Source organism: Phormidesmis sp. 146-20, assembly GCF_052939475.1.
Genome location: NZ_JBJPHT010000029.1, coordinates 19,029 through 35,271, shown reverse-complemented (window position 1 = coordinate 35,271; position 16,243 = coordinate 19,029). Strand labels below are relative to the sequence as shown.

Sequence of the window (16,243 nt, the reverse complement as noted above, 5' to 3'; positions counted from 1 at the left end):
TTCACCTAAAAAGGCTGCGATTCTTCTTCATGTTAGTCCCAAGGCTTTTACGGTTGACCAGAATCCCTCTAAAATTGAGCCACAATAAGTAGATATACACAGCGTAGGAAAACGATATGGCTGAGGGCGAATCTCAAGCGCAAGCCCAGGCTCCTCTGTCGGAGCGGGAGTTGCAGGTCATTGAGCTAGTAGCCATTGGCCTGACCAATCAGGACATTGCCGCAAAGCTAGAAATCAGTAAACGAACGGTTGACAACCATATCAGTAATATTTTGACCAAAACGGAGACTGAGAATCGGGTTGCGCTTGTCCGTTGGGCATTGCAGTGGGGCAAGGTTTGTATTGATGAGGTCAATTGCTGTACCCTGCCGCCGTATAACCCGAATGGGAAGGGATGAGGGATGAGGGATGAGGGATGAAGCGTTTGGATGAGGAGTGTAGGGGTTTGCGGTATTTGGTGAGGTGTGCGGGGCTGCCTTTGGCGGTGTATCGGGAGGTTGCGGCGCACTTGTCGCAGGTGGAGGGTGTCAAGGCGGGGCTGACCGCTCAATCGTCGTCTCAGTTTGACTATCAGCAAAGTCAGATCGAGAGTCTGTGGGTTGAGGTTTCAGGAGTCAGTGTTAAGGGGCTATCGCAGGTGGATCGGATTTTGGCTTACTATGGCGATCGCTATGGTGCCTGGGAAAAAGAAGTTCAGGCAGACTAACGTTTAAGTGTTTAGGTTAAATGAGTTCAATTCAAGCAATTCGCGGGACGCGGGATATTTTGCCCAATGAGGTGGGTCAGTGGCAGCGCATTGAGGCGATCGCTCGTGACCTGCTGAGTCGGGCGGCTTATCAAGAAATTAGAACCCCGATTTTTGAGCAGACGGCCTTATTTGAGCGCGGCATCGGGGAAGCGACGGATGTCGTCGGCAAGGAGATGTACAGCTTTAAGGATCGGGGCGATCGACCCTTAACGCTCCGGCCAGAAGGAACGGCTGGTGTGGTGCGATCGTTTATCGAACATGGTCTACAGGCTCAAGGTGGTGTGCAGCGTCTCTGGTATCTGGGGCCGATGTTTCGATATGAGCGGCCACAAGCAGGAAGACAGCGACAGTTTCACCAATTGGGGGTGGAGGTGTTGGGGAGCGCTGACTTTCGAGCGGATGCGGAAGCGATCGCGCTGGCAACCGACATTCTGCAAAGTTTGGGATTGAAGGATCTGCGGATTGAGTTGAATTCGATTGGGGATGGAGACGATCGCCAACAATACCGAGAGGCGCTGATCAATTATCTGATTCCCTTTAAGGCTGAACTGGACACGGATTCTCAAGATCGTCTGACGCGCAATCCGTTAAGAATTCTCGACAGTAAGGATGCTGGAACTCAGAGAATTCTCGACAATGCCCCCAGTATTTTGAATTATTTGGGTGCGGAGTCTCAGCAACGATTCGATCGCCTTCAGCAGCTTCTCAAGGATTTGGGAATTTCTTGTCGGGTCAACGATCGCTTGGTGCGGGGCTTGGACTACTACACCCACACGGTTTTTGAGATCCAGTCCGATGACCTGGGATCGCAGGCGACGGTTTGCGCGGGGGGACGCTACGACGGACTGGTCGCAGAGTTGGGCGGCCCTAACACGCCAGGAATCGGTTGGGCAATGGGTTTAGAGCGTCTGGTGATCCTCTTGCAGCGACTTGAAACGGCGCAGTCTTCTAAGGTTGACTTCTACATCGTTTCTAAAGGAGAACAGGCGGAATCTCAAGCCTTAGTTGTGGCGCAAAACCTGCGACGATCGAGCTTCATCACCGAATTGGATCTGAGCGGCAGTGCCTTTGGCAAACAGTTTAAACGGGCCGATCGCAGTGGTGCCGCTGCCTGCTTGATTCTCGGAGATGCCGAAGCAGAAAGCAAAACGGTGCAGTTGAAATGGCTGAAAACAGGGGAACAGACGGCGATCGCTCAATCAGACCTCTCCCAAATGACAGAGAAGCTGAGAAGCCAAATCTCCCGCCTGAGAGATGACAAATAAGTGAACTTTTCTAAAGCCAGGTAGCGGTTTTCACGAATCCGTCCCCCTGCTTGCTTAAAATGAGTCTCAAATTCTGCTGTCGTTATTCAGAATCATTCGGAAATCTAAACATTATGGCTGACGAATTGATTAAACCCTACAACGGCGACCCCTTCGTAGGAAACCTCTCAACTCCGATCAACGACTCTGCGTTTACTCGCAACTTTATCGGCAACCTGCCTGCTTACCGTAAGGGCGTTTCTCCCTTGCTGCGCGGTCTAGAAGTTGGTCTGGCTCACGGCTACTTCTTGATTGGCCCCTGGGTCAAACTTGGGCCGCTGCGGGACTCGGATGTGGCGGCTCTGGGGGGCTTGATTTCTGGGGCGGCTTTGATTGCGATCGCCACCATTTGCCTCTCTGCTTATGGTCTGGTGTCCTTTCAAGACGAAACGCCCTCTGATGATCCGCTCAAAACTTCTGAAGGCTGGGGACAGTTTACAGGAGGTTTCTTTGTCGGTGCGATGAGTAGCGCGTTTGTGGCTTATTTCTTGCTCAACAACTTCGCGATCGTCGATGGTATTTTCCGAGGCGGATTTAACTAAATTCTCTCGAACTGTTTATCGACGTGAGGGCCTGATTGCTGATAACATTCAGGCCCTTTTTAAGGTTTGCCCAGAGACTCAGGTAAAATGCTCAAAACAAACAGGTTAACCTTCAAGCCGCAAAACCTGACTTATGCCTGAGACGGATTATTGGGAATTTCTATTGCAAAAAGAGGGCGATCGCTCCTGGTTGCCGCTTGATTCGTCTGATGTAGAAATTCTAGAAGGGCGATATCGGATTGTGGCGCGATCGCATCGTAAAAATTCTAATGTCGAGGTGAGAATTACCCATCAGGCAACCGACGAAATTCCGCCCAAACGTCGAACTCAAAAGCGATCGCACCGCACCAATCAAGATGGGCTGGTGGTCGTGATCCCCTTTACTTCGCTCAAGCCTGGAATCTGGGAACTCAACTGTTCTGGCGATCTCATGTCTGATCTGATGGGCAACGGGTGGCAAGCCTCGATTCAGCTTCATGTGGTGCCCAGAGCAGCCGAGGAGGATGCTGACGATTGGGAGCCTGACTGGGAAAGTCTATCTGAAGAGGCGGCTGTTGAAACGGCTGAAACGGACTCGCCTGAAGAATCTCCACCTGAACCACCGCCCGTCAGCAATTCATCCGTCGATCGCCTGCTGCAAATTGCCGAACAACTGTCACAGACAGCCGAATCTGCCCAGTTGGTGGCTCAAGCCTTGCCTCCGCTACAAATCACGCTGACTCAAGAAACCTTTGTCGCGCATCGCGGACAGACACTCACTTTGACGGGTCAGATTGCGTCTGTAGAGACTTCTTTTGGGTTAATGCTCTCTTCCGCAGAGTTAAAGGCCGCACTGCGCGATCCCCAAAGTTCAGATGTGTTGCTAGAGACTTGCGAACTCATTCTCAACCAGCCGCTTCCCATGCCGTTAGCGTTTGAGTTGGCATTGCCAGTTGACTTTAGAGCACGCTTGCTGCTGGGCGAACTTACTCTCTATGACCTGAGTCAACCGTCTCAAGCGCCGTCTGTGTTGGTTACTCAGTCTTTTACGCTGATGGCGGATGCGAGCGATCTGCTGGAGTCGGTTTCTGAGGGAATGGCCCCCGATGAGGAGTCGCTAGAACAAGCCCTAGAAGCGTCTGCCAATCCTAGTCAGCCCGCCCCCCAAACTTCTCAGCTAAACCTGTCTTTTTTGGATCTGGTTGACCCGTCCAAAGCGCTGCCGTCTGACTTTAGACCGATCGCCGCTCAACCGCTACCCCCTCAGATTTATTCACCTGCGTCTCAAGAGGGCAAAAAAAGTTTAGATCTCCCGTCTTTTTCGCCTCCGATTACTGAGCCAGAAGCTAGTCCTGAAGCCATCTCTGACAATCCATTTGAGGCAGATCTTAACCAGCTTGAACTGGCGATCGACTCAGAGGAGCCTTCCCTGCCTGACCAGCCTGCCTTGCCTCCAGCGCCTGACTCAGCAGATGTTTCTTTAAGCTCGCCCATTCAGTCGGCTTTCCAGGCTTTAAATTTGCAGGATCGGTTTTTTAGTCGGCTCAATTCTTTAGCCAGCGATGCCGACCTGTCAGAGGAGTTGAAGGCGGCCGCTAATCCGTTTGTGGTGTCTGAGGAGAGCGCTTTGACTGAAACTGAGTCGATCGCAGAATCAGCAGAAATTTTTGAATCGGCAGAAGAACCGCCCGTCGATCCTGATTTGTCTCACGAAGTAGTGGTGGATGACGAACCCGCAGAATCGGCCTTTTCCCTCAGACAAAAGGCCAAACCTGTTGCTAATCCGCTACTTTTAGCCGACGACGAGCCTGTGCCCACGCCAACTTTGGAAGTCACCACTGAGGAATTGATTGCAGGACAACCGATTTTGGTCAGAGCCAAATTGCCCAATCTGTTGCCCAAGTTTTATGTGAAATTTTGGATTAACGATCGCCAAACTCGCGCTTTGTTAGATGGCCCTCGCTGGCTGGTCGATTTCAATCCCAACGGCTTAGGCGATCTCGAAGCCAGCACTCAGTTGACGGTACCCTTTGGTAGTTTAGAAATCCAACTCGAAGCGATCGCTGTCGAAGTCTCAACCCAGCGAGAAAGTCATAAAGTTGTGGTCGATCGCGCTGTCATTCCGCCCAATTTGCCCGACCTGTCTCTGGATGACTTTGAAGTGTAAGCCCCGCTCACGTTAAAAATTCCGTCGAATCTTATGACGCTGACCGCCAAAGATTTAGAGAAGCTGCAATCTGATTTCCCACGAGTGCGAATTTTGATTAATCCAGAAAAGTCCTGGGTTGAGATTCATCGCTCTAAAGCAGAACCCGTGACGCTGGAAGATAGCGATCGCCTCACAATTCCCGACCTTCTCCCCGGCTGGGAAGTGGAAGTTACGGATCTGTGGTCACCAGAGTTTGACTAACATGACTCCAGGGATCGCACTTCTAGCGCTAATTATCAGTTTGGGAACGGTGGTGATCTTGTCTCCGATTGTTGCTGAGTCCCGTTACGCCAGCCAAAAACTTCAACATCCCGATCAGGTGGCTCAGGGAACGATCGCAGGTGCCTATCGATATGTCTGTTGGGTAACTGGGACGGCAATGATTGCGGCGGCGATCGTCCTGCTCTTTCGTTTGGAGTGGTGAAGCTAGACACACGTTCACTTTTTTCATCTTGTGCTTTGGGTTAGAGACCAGAATGACTGGTTATGCCGCTAAATCTTGAGTGGGGACAGTAGCCTAAAAGTTATTTATGAGTATTCGGAGTCCAAGCAATTGCAGTTTTGTAGTATCATGTAGTATGATCGGCAGAGTTTACAGGCTCTTGCGCGATCGTCTATGGAGTCATCAGCCCAAATGTTGACAAACGAACAAGTTGAACAGTTCATTACCAACGGATATGTTCGGGTCGAGCAGGCATTTTCTCGTGAGCTTGCAAATCGATGCCGCAAGATTTTTTGGGCTGACACTGGGTGCGACCCCGACGATTGCTCAACCTGGAAGAAGCCTGTAATTCGGACTCCGGATCACAGTGAACCACCGTTTGTACAAGCAGCGAACACACGGAAATTGCGTACCGCCTTCGATCAGCTTGTGGGGAAGGGGCGATGGCAACCAAGGTTTAGTTCAGGATATTGCATTGTGCGCTTTCCAATCAATGAAGACCCCGGCGACACAGGTTGGCACATTGACTCAAGCTTCCCAGGCGAAAACTCAGACCCGAATGATTATTCAACATGGCGCATCAATATCCATTCCCGCGATCGTGCCTTGTTGATGTTGTTCTTGTTTTCGGATGTGGGTGAGCAAGACGCACCGACTCGGATTCGTTCAGGTTCGCATCTGGAGGTGGCACGAATCCTTGCACCTGCTAGGGAAGAAGGGTTAACGGATTTTGATGTGAGTGCCACGGCAAACTGCCCTGAAGTGATTGCGACTGGAGCAGCGGGGACGGTTTACCTCTGCCATCCATTTTTGGTTCATGCCGCCCAGATCAATTGTGGCTCTCAACCTCGATTCATGACGCAGCCACCGCTTTACCCGGTTGGAGCCTTTGAGGGTGCAGACAAGGAAACGTCTCCGATTAAATATATAGACAAAGAAACGTCTTCCATACCAATTGAAGAGGCTGTTTGTAGAGCTTTGAGAAAGTCAGACGTGGGTGGCATAACAACCCGACTGGAGCGGACTGTTGGAAGACCTTGGTGATGTTACAAAGGTTACTTGCATCCGCTCAGTCGGAACGTTCTATAGCGGAAGAATCCAGCGATCGGATCACTAAACTTCTCTGGGAAGCCATTTCAACGTCCCCACTCCACTGTTAAGAATTTTAAGAATCGTCACTGTGTGTCACCCTTCACAGGTAAATTCACAAATGGAATCATCTAGCAACCAATAGGAAACATTCTTATGACAGGTTCATACGCAGCCTCATATCTGCCCTGGATTCTCATCCCGATCGTGACCTGGCTCTTGCCCGTTGTTGTCATGGGCTTGCTGTTCTTGTACATTGAGCGCGAAGATCCCACAGGCATCTAACCTGATTAAAACGTTACTTTAAAAGCCGCCTTATCTGATTAGATAGACGGCTTTCTTGATTTGGAGTCTTTAGTTGAGTGATTACACTAGAAGACACAAGCTCACATTGAAGAGCCTAACCCTGCGTAAGCTCCATAGAAAAACAATCCAAGTAGCCCGATAACCCCTGTTCCTGCCACAGTTGCGACAACCCACAGAGGAATTCTTCCACCACCGCTCACAGTCTTACCTCCCAACAATACAAGTGTTTGTAGCCGAATTTAGACAGAAGAAACTGCCCAAAGATTTCTAGTTGAAAAAGTAACTAGAGAAAAGAATGCCCAGCGTGAAAATCATCAACAAGCCCAAAAAGAGCGAAGTTCTATTAAGTTCGACGGGCTGTTTGTTGGGGTTTGGTGCGCCTTTGATAGCCACTGGTCTCTCCTATCGTTGAATAAACTGCATGGAAGCGATCGCGCCCAAGAAGAAAACACTTGGAACGGCTAATGTGTGGACTGCCAACCATCTAACCGTAAAAATCGGATAAGAAACGGGTTGATTTGGAGTGTTGCTAGTCATATTTTTCTGAATTGTTATTGAGATGCTTACTGTTCACCTTTCACAAATTTGTCAACTTGCTGCTTCGCTTCAAAGCGATTGTTGACGATCGGAGCTTCTTGCCGCGCCGCCGGAAAATACTCGTTGGGGCGAGGCGTTCCAAACACGTCATAAGCGAGACCCGTACTCACAAACAGCCAGCCTGCAATAAACAAAGCAGGAATGGTGATGCTGTGAATCACCCAGTAACGAATACTTGTCACAATGTCGCCAAAGGGGCGCTCTCCAGTAGTACCAGCCATTTAGATTCCTCCGCAGACAACAATCAAAAGCTTGTTACTCTCATCATACGGGACTATGAAAGTCCTCACAAGTCAGTCCTCTCACCAATTTACCGTTCTTGATCCCGCGCTCAATTTCAAAGCTAAAAACGACCTCAAAAACGACAAATTCTTTAGCCATTTCAGGCAGTTTTTGCGGCTCCTTGATACCTCAACAAAGTCCCCCGCTGACCAATAATGAATCCCTTATCCTCGCTGAGGAAGGTAATTTTATAAAAGTTGGCAGGAATGTTCTCAACGTCGGTGTCTTTTTGCCAGGTCTTGCCATTGTCAAAGCTACATAAAAGGTTGCCACTGCCGCCTACTACCCAAAGCTCGTCTTGAGTGCGATAGGCCAGATCCAACAGCCCCCAACTGGTGGCAAACTCAGGATTTTGCGCTTCTTGCCAGTCTTCTGGATTTTCGGGAGAATTGCTGAACTGAACTTGACCCCCCCGCGCCAACATCCACAGGCGACCATCTTTGGTAAAGCCCATGCTCTGAAGACGGCGAGAACTGTTGCGGTTGTAGGGATGCCAGATATCGTCTCCGGGCTTCCACACTGAGAAAAAGTTACCTCTCGAAGAGACCGCTACATAGGAACCGTCCGCGTAGCGATCGATGGATTTCGCCACCCCAAAGGCTTCGTTGACCATTGCTTTCCAGTTTTTGCCGCCGTCCGTAGTGCGATAGATGGCTCCCAGATCGGTGGTCATTTCTGCGGTTTTGGGGGCGAGGGCAACGATCGTGCTAGGTGAACCTGGCAACTGCTCACTCAACGGAATCTGCGCCCAGGATTTCCCGCCGTCTGTGGTGTGAAGCAAAATGGAGGGCTGTCCAGTAATCCAGCCTTCTTTACCAGAAAAGTTAACAGAGCTAAAGCGATAGAGCTGCTCGCCCAGGTCTAAAACTCTCTGTCTCCAGGACTTGCCGCCATCTAGCGTCTCCAACAGCGCCGATTTTGTGCCAACCAGCCAGCCATGATTGGGATCATCGGTAAAGCTGATGTCCAACAGGTTTTCCTCGACGGGCAGCGCAATCTGCTCCCACGGGTTACTGCTGAGGACGGGCAAAAAGACAGACTTACAGCCAGTTGTCAGCAAAACTACGGCTAACAATATGACAAATTGTTTCCAGGCTCTCACAATCCAGTGCATCGCTTTCAATCTCTGATACAAATTTCTTTTTACGTTCGATGGAGGTTTCGCTTCTACTATTGCAGCCCGTAAAGGCTCAGAAAGAAGATGAACCCCACAATCAGCCCTCCAAAAATCAGGAGGTTTTTTTGTCCCGGCGTGAGCGTGTTGACCCCTAATCCATACTTCAAATTTTCTTTGAACCCAGAGGCGCTCCCTACGGGGCCGATGTTTTGAAAGCGTGAAGTGGGTGCGCCACAAACTGGACAGCGCCAATCTTTGGGCAAATCCTCAAAATAGGTTCCGGCCGCGATTTTGCGGCGATCGTCCCCTTTCACGGGTTCATACACATATCCGCAAGCGGCGCACTCATGACGATCGAGGGATCTGGGTTCTTCGGCGATCGCGTCTGGACTGACAATTTCTTCTTCGGTACTCATGGCTGAGGGAGGGGTAGAGGACTAGACTGCCAATCTTAAAATCTCCGTTAATTATTATGACATTATGACCAGGCCCTTAAGAAATACATTTTTTACCCTCCGGGATCTCCTTTAGATATAGAAATCTCTTTATGAAGGAGTTCAGAATATTTCCGGGCAAATTTCTCGAATCGTCAAGCTTTTCGGGCGGCGAGGTCAACCGTGTCACTCTATAATGTGAAGCAGAAGTAACACAAATGTTCTGACTTACTTTTTCGTAAGAGGCGGCTAATCACTGTGTTTGTCCTGAGCGGCTACGAATATCTCCTGGGTTTCCTACTAGTTTGCTCACTAGTGCCCATTTTGGCTTTAACGGCTTCTAAGCTGGTTCGCCCCAGTCGTCGCGGCCCTGAGCGTCGCACTACCTATGAATCAGGGATGGAACCGATCGGAGGAGCCTGGATTCAGTTCAACATTCGCTACTATATGTTTGCCCTGGTCTTCGTGATCTTCGATGTAGAAACGGTGTTTCTTTACCCCTGGGCAGTGGCATTTAGTCGGCTGGGACTGTTGGCGTTTATTGAAGCCTTGATTTTTATCGGTATTTTGATTGTCGGTCTGGTCTACGCTTGGCGCAAAGGAGCGTTGGAATGGTCATGAATTCTGAACTTACAACCAATGGGGCATTGATCAACCCGATCGAGCGTCCCAAAATCACTCAAGAGCTTTCTGAGAATGTAATCTTAACCAGCGTGGACGACCTCTACAACTGGGCAAGACTGTCGAGCCTCTGGCCTTTATTATTTGGAACTGCCTGCTGCTTTATTGAGTTTGCCGCTTTGATTGGGTCACGATTTGACTTCGATCGCTTCGGTCTGGTGCCCCGCTCTGCGCCTCGTCAGGCTGATTTGATCATCACGGCTGGCACGATCACCATGAAAATGGCTCCTGCTCTCGTTCGACTCTACGAACAGATGCCCGAGCCGAAATACGTGATCGCGATGGGTGCCTGTACAATTACGGGCGGCATGTTTAGCGTTGATTCTCCGACCGCGGTGCGTGGGGTTGACAAATTAATTCCTGTGGATGTCTATCTACCGGGTTGCCCGCCTCGCCCCGAAGCGATTATTGATGCCATTATCAAGCTTCGCAAAAAAATCTCCAACGAGTCGATGCAAGAACGCGGCAATCTGCGGCAGGTTCATCGCTACTACAGCACCACTCACAACATGGAGATTGTGGAACCCGTTCACGACGGCAAATATCTAGCAGAAGCTACCCGTCAAGCGCCCCCTCCAGAGCTGATGGAAGCAATGGGTCTGCCTGTGGCTCCTGCTCTCAAAGCAACCGAGAAAGAGGGGGTCGATCGTGGCTGAAGAAGAAACCAAAACGACTGAAGCTGCTCCTATTGTTGAAGCAGGCAAAACGTCTAAATGGCTAACCTCAAACGGCTTTGAGCATGAATCAATGGGTCTGGATGCCAGCGGTGTTGAGGTCATCAAAGTCGATGCAGAATTGTTGATTCCGTTTGCGACGGCTTTGTATGCCTACGGGTTTAACTATATGCAGTGTCAGGGCGCGTATGATGCCGGCCCTGGGCAGGAGTTGGTTAGCTTCTATCATCTAGCAAAATTGAGCGATAACGCCGATCGCCCCGATGAAGTCCGCCTCAAGGTCTTTTTGCCTCGTAACAACCCCAAAGTCCCCTCAGTTTACTGGATCTGGAAAGCGGCTGACTGGCAAGAGCGCGAGTCCTACGATATGTTTGGCATCATCTACGAAGGTCACCCCAGTCTCAAGCGCATTCTGATGCCTGAAGATTGGCAGGGCTTCCCGCTGCGTAAGGACTACGTTTCTCAAGACTTCTACGAATTGCAGGACGCGCATTAGTCAAACCCGCCTTGGTCAAACTGCACTCGTCAAACCTGTAGAACTCCTCATAAAGGCTCCTCTGTGTCACGCTAAGGGGAGCTTTTGATTTGAGGTGACTGGTTTGCAAGTCGCGCGCTGCTTCCCAAAAACCGCTTAATCATCTGTAACCCCTCAGTGATAAGCTGAAAAATGGCGGTAACGCGCAAATTATCAAACTGTTTGAATAGCTGAACCACGGAGTAGGGCGTAAGCATGGTCACCACCGCAGAAAAAACGAACATCGGTTACATCACACAAATTATTGGGCCCGTTCTAGACGCAAAGTTCTCCAACGGCAAGATGCCTCGGATCTACAACGCGCTCACCATCAAAGGCACTAATGAAGCTGGGCAAGAAGTTTCCGTTACCTGTGAAGTTCAACAACTTCTCGGTGACAACCAGGTTCGCGCCGTTGCCATGAGTTCTACAGACGGTTTAGTTCGTGGCATGGAAGTCGTAGATACTGGAGCGCCAATCAGTGTACCTGTGGGGCCATCAACCCTGGGACGCATTTTTAACGTCTTGGGTGAGCCTGTTGATAATCAGGGGCCCGTAGGCAACACAGAAACTCTGCCGATTCACCGCGCTGCTCCTAAACTGACCGAGCTAGAAACTAAGCCCTCCGTGTTTGAGACGGGCATTAAGGTGATTGACCTGCTGACTCCCTATCGTCGGGGCGGCAAAATTGGTCTGTTTGGTGGGGCAGGTGTGGGCAAGACCGTGATCATGATGGAATTGATTAACAACATTGCAACTAACCACGGCGGCGTATCGGTATTTGCTGGGGTGGGTGAGCGCACCCGTGAAGGCAATGACCTTTACAACGAAATGATGGAATCTGGTGTGATCAAAAAGGATAACCTTAACGACTCCAAGATCGCGCTTGTGTATGGTCAGATGAATGAGCCGCCCGGAGCCAGAATGCGGGTTGGTTTGTCAGGACTGACAATGGCCGAATACTTCCGCGATGTCAACAAGCAAGACGTTTTGCTGTTTGTGGACAACATTTTCCGATTTGTGCAAGCGGGTTCTGAAGTGTCTGCTCTCTTGGGACGGATGCCTTCTGCGGTAGGATATCAGCCGACTCTAGGAACCGATGTAGGCGATCTGCAAGAGCGGATCACCTCGACGACGGAAGGCTCAATTACCTCCATTCAAGCCGTCTACGTGCCTGCGGATGACTTGACTGATCCCGCGCCTGCTACCACCTTTGCTCACCTGGATGGCACCACCGTTCTCTCTCGTGGTTTGGCCTCAAAAGGAATTTATCCAGCAGTTGATCCGTTGGATTCGACTTCGACTATGCTGCAACCTGCGATCGTCGGCGATGACCACTACGACACCGCTCGTGCTGTGCAATCTACCCTTCAGCGCTATAAAGAGCTTCAGGATATTATCGCCATTCTGGGTCTGGATGAGTTGTCGGAAGACGATCGCATCACTGTGGCTCGTGCCCGCAAGATTGAGCGCTTTTTGTCTCAGCCTTTCTTTGTGGCAGAAGTCTTCACCGGATCGCCTGGTAAGTATGTGAGCTTAGAGAAAACGATCGCAGGCTTCAAAAAAATCCTCGCAGGTGAACTGGATGCCCTCCCAGAGCAAGCATTCTATCTGGTTGGGGACATCGACGAAGCGATCGCCAAAGCCGAAAAAATGAAGGCAGAAGGCAAGTAGAAAAGTTTTGAGGATTTAGCCAAATCTCGGATGGTTTGATCCTCAAACTGTTTTAGTCACACTGCTTTTAACTTTGGAGAAAATTATGGCTTTAACAGTTCGTGTCGTCGCTCCGGACAAAACAGTTTGGGATTCTGTGGCTGACGAAGTGATTCTGCCTAGCACGACTGGGCAACTGGGTATTCTTAGCGGTCACGCGCCTTTGTTGACAGCCCTAGATACGGGTGTGATGCGCGTTCGGGCTGACAAAAAATGGGTGCCGATCGCCCTTTTGGGAGGCTTTGCCGAAGTGGAAGCCAACGAGGTGACTATTCTCGTCAACGGTGCCGAACGAGGAGACACCATCAACCTTGAAGAAGCTCGGACTGCCTACACCGAGGCTGAATCCCGCTTCAACCAGATGCAGTCTAGTACCTCAAGGCAAGAACAGATTCAGGCAACTCAAGCGCTAAAACGTGCCCGTGCCCGACTTCAAGCCGCAGGCGGATCGATTTAGAAACTTTAATCATTCAATGACCCAACAGGGAGGGAGTCAAACCCTCCTTTTTGTTTTGTCCTTCAGCTTTTCCGTGACAATTCATCGTTAAATTGCAGTATAACTACACTTGTACTATCTGCTACAATTACTTCAATTGCAATTTAACCTCCCCTTGCAGCCGACGAAAAGAGAGACCATACGCAAAATTTGAAAACCCTCAAGCGCGGCTGAACTCGTTTCAATTAACTTGATACAGGTAGAACGCTTGAACTGAATCTAGCCTGCTGATAAGATAAGCTGTATTGCTATGGCGGGATTGGTATGGCAGGTGAAATTACATATCGCATTTCTGAAATTAGTCAAGCAGTAAAAAATTTTGACTGCCCTCTTTCTGAGCTTGAGACTGAGCTTGAGATCTTCAAACGAAAGTATCTTTTCTAGGCAGATCTGGACGAAGAACTCGCAGACTACATTGCCGAGCATCTAATGCTCTACAAACCTGCACTGGAAAAAATTCACGTGTGCCTAACCAGTCGCATTTTACAGGAGACTCTTGCCGCTTACTGGCAGAATACTGAATCCGCTGTTCTCAGTACTCTTGAATACGCAACGAGACTTCATGCTAGAGAGGATTTCAAGGACGTGTGGCATTCTACTAATTCTTTAGCTGATGCGCTGCTAACAAAATGGATTCCCATTCAGCCTCGCATAGGCTGCCAAACTTCAACCAATATTGTCGGCAATATAAGCCGATTTGGAAGCAACATCTTGTAGAAACTTCTAGATCTGGTTCTAGAAACGATGAGTTTTATGATTAAGTAGCAAAGTGCCTCCCTAGCTGCTCACTGGTTAGGTGCAAAATTGTCTTTTCAGAGCATTTGCTTAGAGATGTTGTCTGACTTGCTCAACGGACAAATTTAGTGCAGCAGAAATTTGCTCCACGGTCAGCCCCATTTCCCTCAAACGAGGAATCGCTTCATATCGCGATCGTTCTGCTTCTTGTCGCGCCTGTTCTGTCTCAGCGTGAGTTAAGAGCTTTGTCTCTGTGTGAGGAACGTAATAGCGCAATTCACCGTTTGTTAATCTCAGATCGAGCGCAAGTGTCTGGCTGTAGATCGAAACGCTGCCATCGGCCAAAGTCGTGACTGGAATTGGCTCATAGCGATTCCCAATCAAGCGCGAACCTTTGAGCGGCGGCTTTAGATAATCGCCCGTCGGGTCATACTGAAAGTACTCCAATACACCCATGCGCTGATACTTCTGTGGCTTATCCTGTTCGTCGTTGCCGCGAGTCGTCTTAGAAGTCACTTCCAGAACAAATGAAGGGAGCTTGTTTCCTTCTTCCCAAGCTTTATAAGTGCGTCGCTTCTTCTTCTCAACGCCAAAAATCACAAAGACATCCGGCGACACCACGGCATCCGGGACACCTCGTTCGTAATAAACAAACAAATTGCCTGAGACATAGACATCCGATCGTTCCTGAAAATAAATACTCAACGCTTCAACGCTGTAGACCAAATAATCGCGGGTTGGATCGCTCTCAGTCATCGGATTGCCGTCAGATTCTGGGTAGATCGTATCTGGATCGTAGTTGAGTTGGCTTAGAAAAGAGGTCATAGCAGTGCCTTTTCATGGGTTTGCCTTATGGAAGATTGTACTGGATTGTACTATCGGATCAAAAAAGTCCCCAGACGACGATCGACCCCGTCGATCGTCGTCTGGGGACGCTAAGAAATTTGAATGAAACCCTCTAAGCTTCTACACTCGACCGCGCAGCATTTGGGCCATTTCATTTGGTTTTGGTGACATTTCGAGGGCGACTTCTTCGGTGATTCGTCCCGCTTCATAAAGCTTGTAGAGCGACTGATTCATCGTACACATTCCATCAAACGTACATTTGGGAATGATGGCTTCGATCTCGTCAATGTCACCCTTGCGAATGTAGTCTTTAATCGCGTCTGTGTTAATCAAAATGTCATGGAATGCAGCCCGTTTGCCGTCAGTCGTCCGACACAGCCCCTGGGCGATGACTCCCACTAGAGATTCTGCGAGCGAAACCCGCATCGGCTCTTGCTCACTGGGGTTGTAAAGGCTGAGAATCCGCTCGATCGTTTTTACTGCGCTATTTGTGTGTAGCGTCCCCATGACCAAGTGTCCAGTTTGAGCCGCTTTGAGCGCCGTGTTGACCGTTTCCTTGTCGCGCATTTCACCTACAAGAATCAGATCAGGGTCTTCCCGCAAAGCCGCTTTTAGAGCACTATCAAACTTTAAGGTGTGCATTCCCACTTCTCGGTGCTTGATCAGCGCTTTCTGGCTCTTGTGAATAAATTCGATCGGGTCTTCGATCGTAATAATGTGCTTGGGCATCTCTTTGTTGATGTAGTCAATCATCGCTGCCAGCGTCGTTGACTTCCCAGAACCAGTCGGCCCCGTGACGAGGACTAACCCCTTGTGATAGTGGCAAATGTCTTTAAAGACAGGCGGCAGATTTAACTGCTCTAACGTCAAAATCTTGAGCGGAATCAGCCGCAGAACCATCGCTGGCCCATGCAGTGAGTCAAAAATATTAATCCGAACGCGCGCAAATTCATACTGGGTTGCTCCGTCAAAGTCCAGAGTTTCCTGAAATTGGGCGATCTCTGCTTCTGTAAGAATTTCTCTTAACCAGCTAAAAAAGGTTTCGCGATCGGTCTCTGGCCACTCCGTTGATTCGATTTCTCCTCGGTTGCGATAGCGCGGCACTTCTCCCACACCCAGATGCACGTCTGAAAACCCTTTATCAAAAGCTGTCCGAATGAGTTGATCGAGTCTAGGAGAGCCATTTGACAGTCTCTGAGCAGTTCCCGGAACGGACGGAGGGGCAGCGGGACGGTGACCTGTGACAGGCGGGGGAGGGGGCGGAGCCGAAACCTGCGACCCAGGTGGCCCTGCGGGTGACGACACAATAGACGACACAATATTGGTTGAATTAGAAGTCGTGGGTGAGGGCGGCATGGCCAGAGTTTGCAGGGTTGCATCTGGTTTTTCGGCGGTGGCTTCACTAATTTCGATCGTCGTGTTAGTCGAAGAAACCCGCATGGGTGGAGGAGGAGCCGGGGGAACACGAGGCACTGGAGGAGGCGTGATAGACGGACGCTGTATTTCTGGTGTCATATTCCTGCGTGGTGATGAGA

Annotated in this window: 23 protein-coding genes; 15 read left to right on the top strand and 8 right to left on the bottom strand. The window is 49.9% G+C overall.

Annotation, left to right across the window (positions count from 1 at the left end):
• Positions 1-116 precede the first annotated feature (116 nt).
• From pedR to ACKFKH_RS20575, 9 genes are all read left to right on the top strand, one after another.
• Positions 117-398, top strand: a complete 282-nt coding sequence (pedR, locus tag ACKFKH_RS20615; RefSeq protein WP_446860221.1) for a photosynthetic electron transport-dependent transcriptional regulator PedR — start codon at positions 117-119, stop codon at positions 396-398.
• A gap of 17 nt (positions 399-415) precedes the next feature.
• Positions 416-706 (top strand): hypothetical protein, encoded by a 291-nt coding sequence (locus ACKFKH_RS20610; protein ID WP_446860220.1) that lies wholly within the window; start codon positions 416-418, stop codon positions 704-706.
• Positions 707-726: 20 nt separating this feature from the next.
• On the top strand, positions 727-2,013 hold the full coding sequence (hisS, locus tag ACKFKH_RS20605; RefSeq protein WP_446860219.1) for a histidine--tRNA ligase: 1,287 nt from the start codon (positions 727-729) through the stop codon (positions 2,011-2,013).
• A 113-nt stretch (positions 2,014-2,126) separates the two neighbouring features.
• Positions 2,127-2,594 (top strand): photosystem I reaction center protein subunit XI, encoded by a 468-nt coding sequence (locus ACKFKH_RS20600; protein ID WP_446860218.1) that lies wholly within the window; start codon positions 2,127-2,129, stop codon positions 2,592-2,594.
• 133 nt (positions 2,595-2,727) lie between these two features.
• Complete coding sequence (locus ACKFKH_RS20595; protein WP_446860217.1) at positions 2,728-4,740, top strand: hypothetical protein; 2,013 nt, start codon at positions 2,728-2,730, stop codon at positions 4,738-4,740.
• A gap of 33 nt (positions 4,741-4,773) precedes the next feature.
• Positions 4,774-4,983, top strand: coding sequence for a hypothetical protein (locus tag ACKFKH_RS20590; RefSeq protein WP_446860216.1), 210 nt, complete (start codon positions 4,774-4,776; stop codon positions 4,981-4,983).
• Position 4,984: 1 nt separating this feature from the next.
• The gene (locus ACKFKH_RS20585; protein WP_446860215.1) at positions 4,985-5,206 is read left to right on the top strand and encodes a hypothetical protein; all 222 of its coding nucleotides are present in this window, start codon (positions 4,985-4,987) and stop codon (positions 5,204-5,206) included.
• Positions 5,207-5,416: 210 nt separating this feature from the next.
• Entirely contained in the window at positions 5,417-6,268 is an 852-nt protein-coding gene (locus ACKFKH_RS20580; protein ID WP_446860214.1) for a phytanoyl-CoA dioxygenase family protein, read from the top strand.
• 201 nt (positions 6,269-6,469) lie between these two features.
• The gene (locus ACKFKH_RS20575) at positions 6,470-6,598 is read left to right on the top strand and encodes a photosystem I reaction center subunit VIII (RefSeq protein WP_446860213.1); all 129 of its coding nucleotides are present in this window, start codon (positions 6,470-6,472) and stop codon (positions 6,596-6,598) included.
• Between the two features lie 101 nt (positions 6,599-6,699).
• Here the strand turns inward: ACKFKH_RS20575 and ACKFKH_RS20570 are convergent, their stop codons facing one another.
• The 6 genes from ACKFKH_RS20570 to ACKFKH_RS20545 all read right to left on the bottom strand — a co-directional run bounded on the left by ACKFKH_RS20570 (position 6,700) and on the right by ACKFKH_RS20545 (position 9,031).
• The gene (locus ACKFKH_RS20570; protein ID WP_446860212.1) at positions 6,700-6,819 is read right to left on the bottom strand and encodes a photosystem II reaction center protein J; all 120 of its coding nucleotides are present in this window, start codon (positions 6,817-6,819) and stop codon (positions 6,700-6,702) included.
• A 67-nt stretch (positions 6,820-6,886) separates the two neighbouring features.
• Positions 6,887-7,012 carry a photosystem II reaction center protein L gene (locus ACKFKH_RS20565; protein WP_446860211.1) on the bottom strand — a complete coding sequence of 42 codons (126 nt, stop codon included), beginning with the start codon at positions 7,010-7,012 and terminating at the stop codon, positions 6,887-6,889.
• 9 nt (positions 7,013-7,021) lie between these two features.
• Complete coding sequence (gene psbF / locus ACKFKH_RS20560) at positions 7,022-7,156, bottom strand: cytochrome b559 subunit beta (RefSeq protein WP_446860210.1); 135 nt, start codon at positions 7,154-7,156, stop codon at positions 7,022-7,024.
• Between the two features lie 26 nt (positions 7,157-7,182).
• Positions 7,183-7,437 (bottom strand): cytochrome b559 subunit alpha, encoded by a 255-nt coding sequence (gene psbE / locus ACKFKH_RS20555; RefSeq protein ID WP_446860209.1) that lies wholly within the window; start codon positions 7,435-7,437, stop codon positions 7,183-7,185.
• A gap of 161 nt (positions 7,438-7,598) precedes the next feature.
• Positions 7,599-8,612 (bottom strand): photosynthesis system II assembly factor Ycf48, encoded by a 1,014-nt coding sequence (locus ACKFKH_RS20550; RefSeq protein WP_446860208.1) that lies wholly within the window; start codon positions 8,610-8,612, stop codon positions 7,599-7,601.
• A 56-nt stretch (positions 8,613-8,668) separates the two neighbouring features.
• Complete coding sequence (locus tag ACKFKH_RS20545; RefSeq protein WP_446860207.1) at positions 8,669-9,031, bottom strand: rubredoxin; 363 nt, start codon at positions 9,029-9,031, stop codon at positions 8,669-8,671.
• A gap of 276 nt (positions 9,032-9,307) precedes the next feature.
• On the opposite strand from ACKFKH_RS20545, the gene ndhC reads away from it, so the two are divergent.
• The 5 genes from ndhC (at position 9,308) to atpC (ending at position 13,088) form a co-directional block, all read left to right on the top strand.
• Positions 9,308-9,670, top strand: coding sequence for a photosynthetic/respiratory NAD(P)H-quinone oxidoreductase subunit C (gene ndhC / locus ACKFKH_RS20540; RefSeq protein WP_446860206.1), 363 nt, complete (start codon positions 9,308-9,310; stop codon positions 9,668-9,670).
• Positions 9,661-10,386: an NADH dehydrogenase subunit K gene (locus ACKFKH_RS20535; RefSeq protein ID WP_446860205.1), complete on the top strand. Its 726-nt coding sequence runs from the start codon at positions 9,661-9,663 to the stop codon at positions 10,384-10,386. Before ndhC ends, ACKFKH_RS20535 begins: the two co-directional genes overlap by 10 nt.
• Complete coding sequence (locus ACKFKH_RS20530; RefSeq protein ID WP_446860204.1) at positions 10,379-10,900, top strand: NAD(P)H-quinone oxidoreductase subunit J; 522 nt, start codon at positions 10,379-10,381, stop codon at positions 10,898-10,900. Before ACKFKH_RS20535 ends, ACKFKH_RS20530 begins: the two co-directional genes overlap by 8 nt.
• Before the next feature lie 234 nt (positions 10,901-11,134).
• The gene (gene atpD, locus ACKFKH_RS20525) at positions 11,135-12,592 is read left to right on the top strand and encodes a F0F1 ATP synthase subunit beta (RefSeq protein WP_446860203.1); all 1,458 of its coding nucleotides are present in this window, start codon (positions 11,135-11,137) and stop codon (positions 12,590-12,592) included.
• Positions 12,593-12,677: 85 nt separating this feature from the next.
• Entirely contained in the window at positions 12,678-13,088 is a 411-nt protein-coding gene (gene atpC, locus ACKFKH_RS20520) for an ATP synthase F1 subunit epsilon (RefSeq protein ID WP_446860202.1), read from the top strand.
• An 864-nt stretch (positions 13,089-13,952) separates the two neighbouring features.
• Here the strand turns inward: atpC and ACKFKH_RS20515 are convergent.
• Positions 13,953-14,687, bottom strand: a complete 735-nt coding sequence (locus ACKFKH_RS20515; RefSeq protein WP_446860201.1) for a Uma2 family endonuclease — start codon at positions 14,685-14,687, stop codon at positions 13,953-13,955.
• Positions 14,688-14,701: 14 nt separating this feature from the next.
• Here ACKFKH_RS20515 and ACKFKH_RS20510 point away from each other — a divergent pair, with 14 nt between their 5' ends.
• Positions 14,702-14,824, top strand: a complete 123-nt coding sequence (locus ACKFKH_RS20510) for a hypothetical protein (protein ID WP_446860200.1) — start codon at positions 14,702-14,704, stop codon at positions 14,822-14,824.
• Between the two features lie 4 nt (positions 14,825-14,828).
• Here ACKFKH_RS20510 and ACKFKH_RS20505 read toward each other — a convergent pair whose 3' ends face one another.
• The gene (locus tag ACKFKH_RS20505) at positions 14,829-16,223 is read right to left on the bottom strand and encodes a type IV pilus twitching motility protein PilT (protein ID WP_446860199.1); all 1,395 of its coding nucleotides are present in this window, start codon (positions 16,221-16,223) and stop codon (positions 14,829-14,831) included.
• Between the last annotated feature and the right edge of the window lie 20 nt (positions 16,224-16,243).

Coding starts and splice junctions, on each gene's coding strand:
- pedR (WP_446860221.1), top strand. CDS start 117: ATGGCTGAGGGCGAATCTCAAGCGCAAGCCCAGGCTCCTCTGTCGGAG.
- ACKFKH_RS20610 (WP_446860220.1), top strand. CDS start 416: ATGAAGCGTTTGGATGAGGAGTGTAGGGGTTTGCGGTATTTGGTGAGG.
- hisS (WP_446860219.1), top strand. CDS start 727: ATGAGTTCAATTCAAGCAATTCGCGGGACGCGGGATATTTTGCCCAAT.
- ACKFKH_RS20600 (WP_446860218.1), top strand. CDS start 2,127: ATGGCTGACGAATTGATTAAACCCTACAACGGCGACCCCTTCGTAGGA.
- ACKFKH_RS20595 (WP_446860217.1), top strand. CDS start 2,728: ATGCCTGAGACGGATTATTGGGAATTTCTATTGCAAAAAGAGGGCGAT.
- ACKFKH_RS20590 (WP_446860216.1), top strand. CDS start 4,774: ATGACGCTGACCGCCAAAGATTTAGAGAAGCTGCAATCTGATTTCCCA.
- ACKFKH_RS20585 (WP_446860215.1), top strand. CDS start 4,985: ATGACTCCAGGGATCGCACTTCTAGCGCTAATTATCAGTTTGGGAACG.
- ACKFKH_RS20580 (WP_446860214.1), top strand. CDS start 5,417: ATGTTGACAAACGAACAAGTTGAACAGTTCATTACCAACGGATATGTT.
- ACKFKH_RS20575 (WP_446860213.1), top strand. CDS start 6,470: ATGACAGGTTCATACGCAGCCTCATATCTGCCCTGGATTCTCATCCCG.
- psbF (WP_446860210.1), bottom strand. CDS start 7,156: ATGACTAGCAACACTCCAAATCAACCCGTTTCTTATCCGATTTTTACG.
- psbE (WP_446860209.1), bottom strand. CDS start 7,437: ATGGCTGGTACTACTGGAGAGCGCCCCTTTGGCGACATTGTGACAAGT.
- ACKFKH_RS20550 (WP_446860208.1), bottom strand. CDS start 8,612: ATGCACTGGATTGTGAGAGCCTGGAAACAATTTGTCATATTGTTAGCC.
- ACKFKH_RS20545 (WP_446860207.1), bottom strand. CDS start 9,031: ATGAGTACCGAAGAAGAAATTGTCAGTCCAGACGCGATCGCCGAAGAA.
- ACKFKH_RS20535 (WP_446860205.1), top strand. CDS start 9,661: ATGGTCATGAATTCTGAACTTACAACCAATGGGGCATTGATCAACCCG.
- atpD (WP_446860203.1), top strand. CDS start 11,135: ATGGTCACCACCGCAGAAAAAACGAACATCGGTTACATCACACAAATT.
- atpC (WP_446860202.1), top strand. CDS start 12,678: ATGGCTTTAACAGTTCGTGTCGTCGCTCCGGACAAAACAGTTTGGGAT.
- ACKFKH_RS20515 (WP_446860201.1), bottom strand. CDS start 14,687: ATGACCTCTTTTCTAAGCCAACTCAACTACGATCCAGATACGATCTAC.
- ACKFKH_RS20510 (WP_446860200.1), top strand. CDS start 14,702: ATGGGTTTGCCTTATGGAAGATTGTACTGGATTGTACTATCGGATCAA.
- ACKFKH_RS20505 (WP_446860199.1), bottom strand. CDS start 16,223: ATGACACCAGAAATACAGCGTCCGTCTATCACGCCTCCTCCAGTGCCT.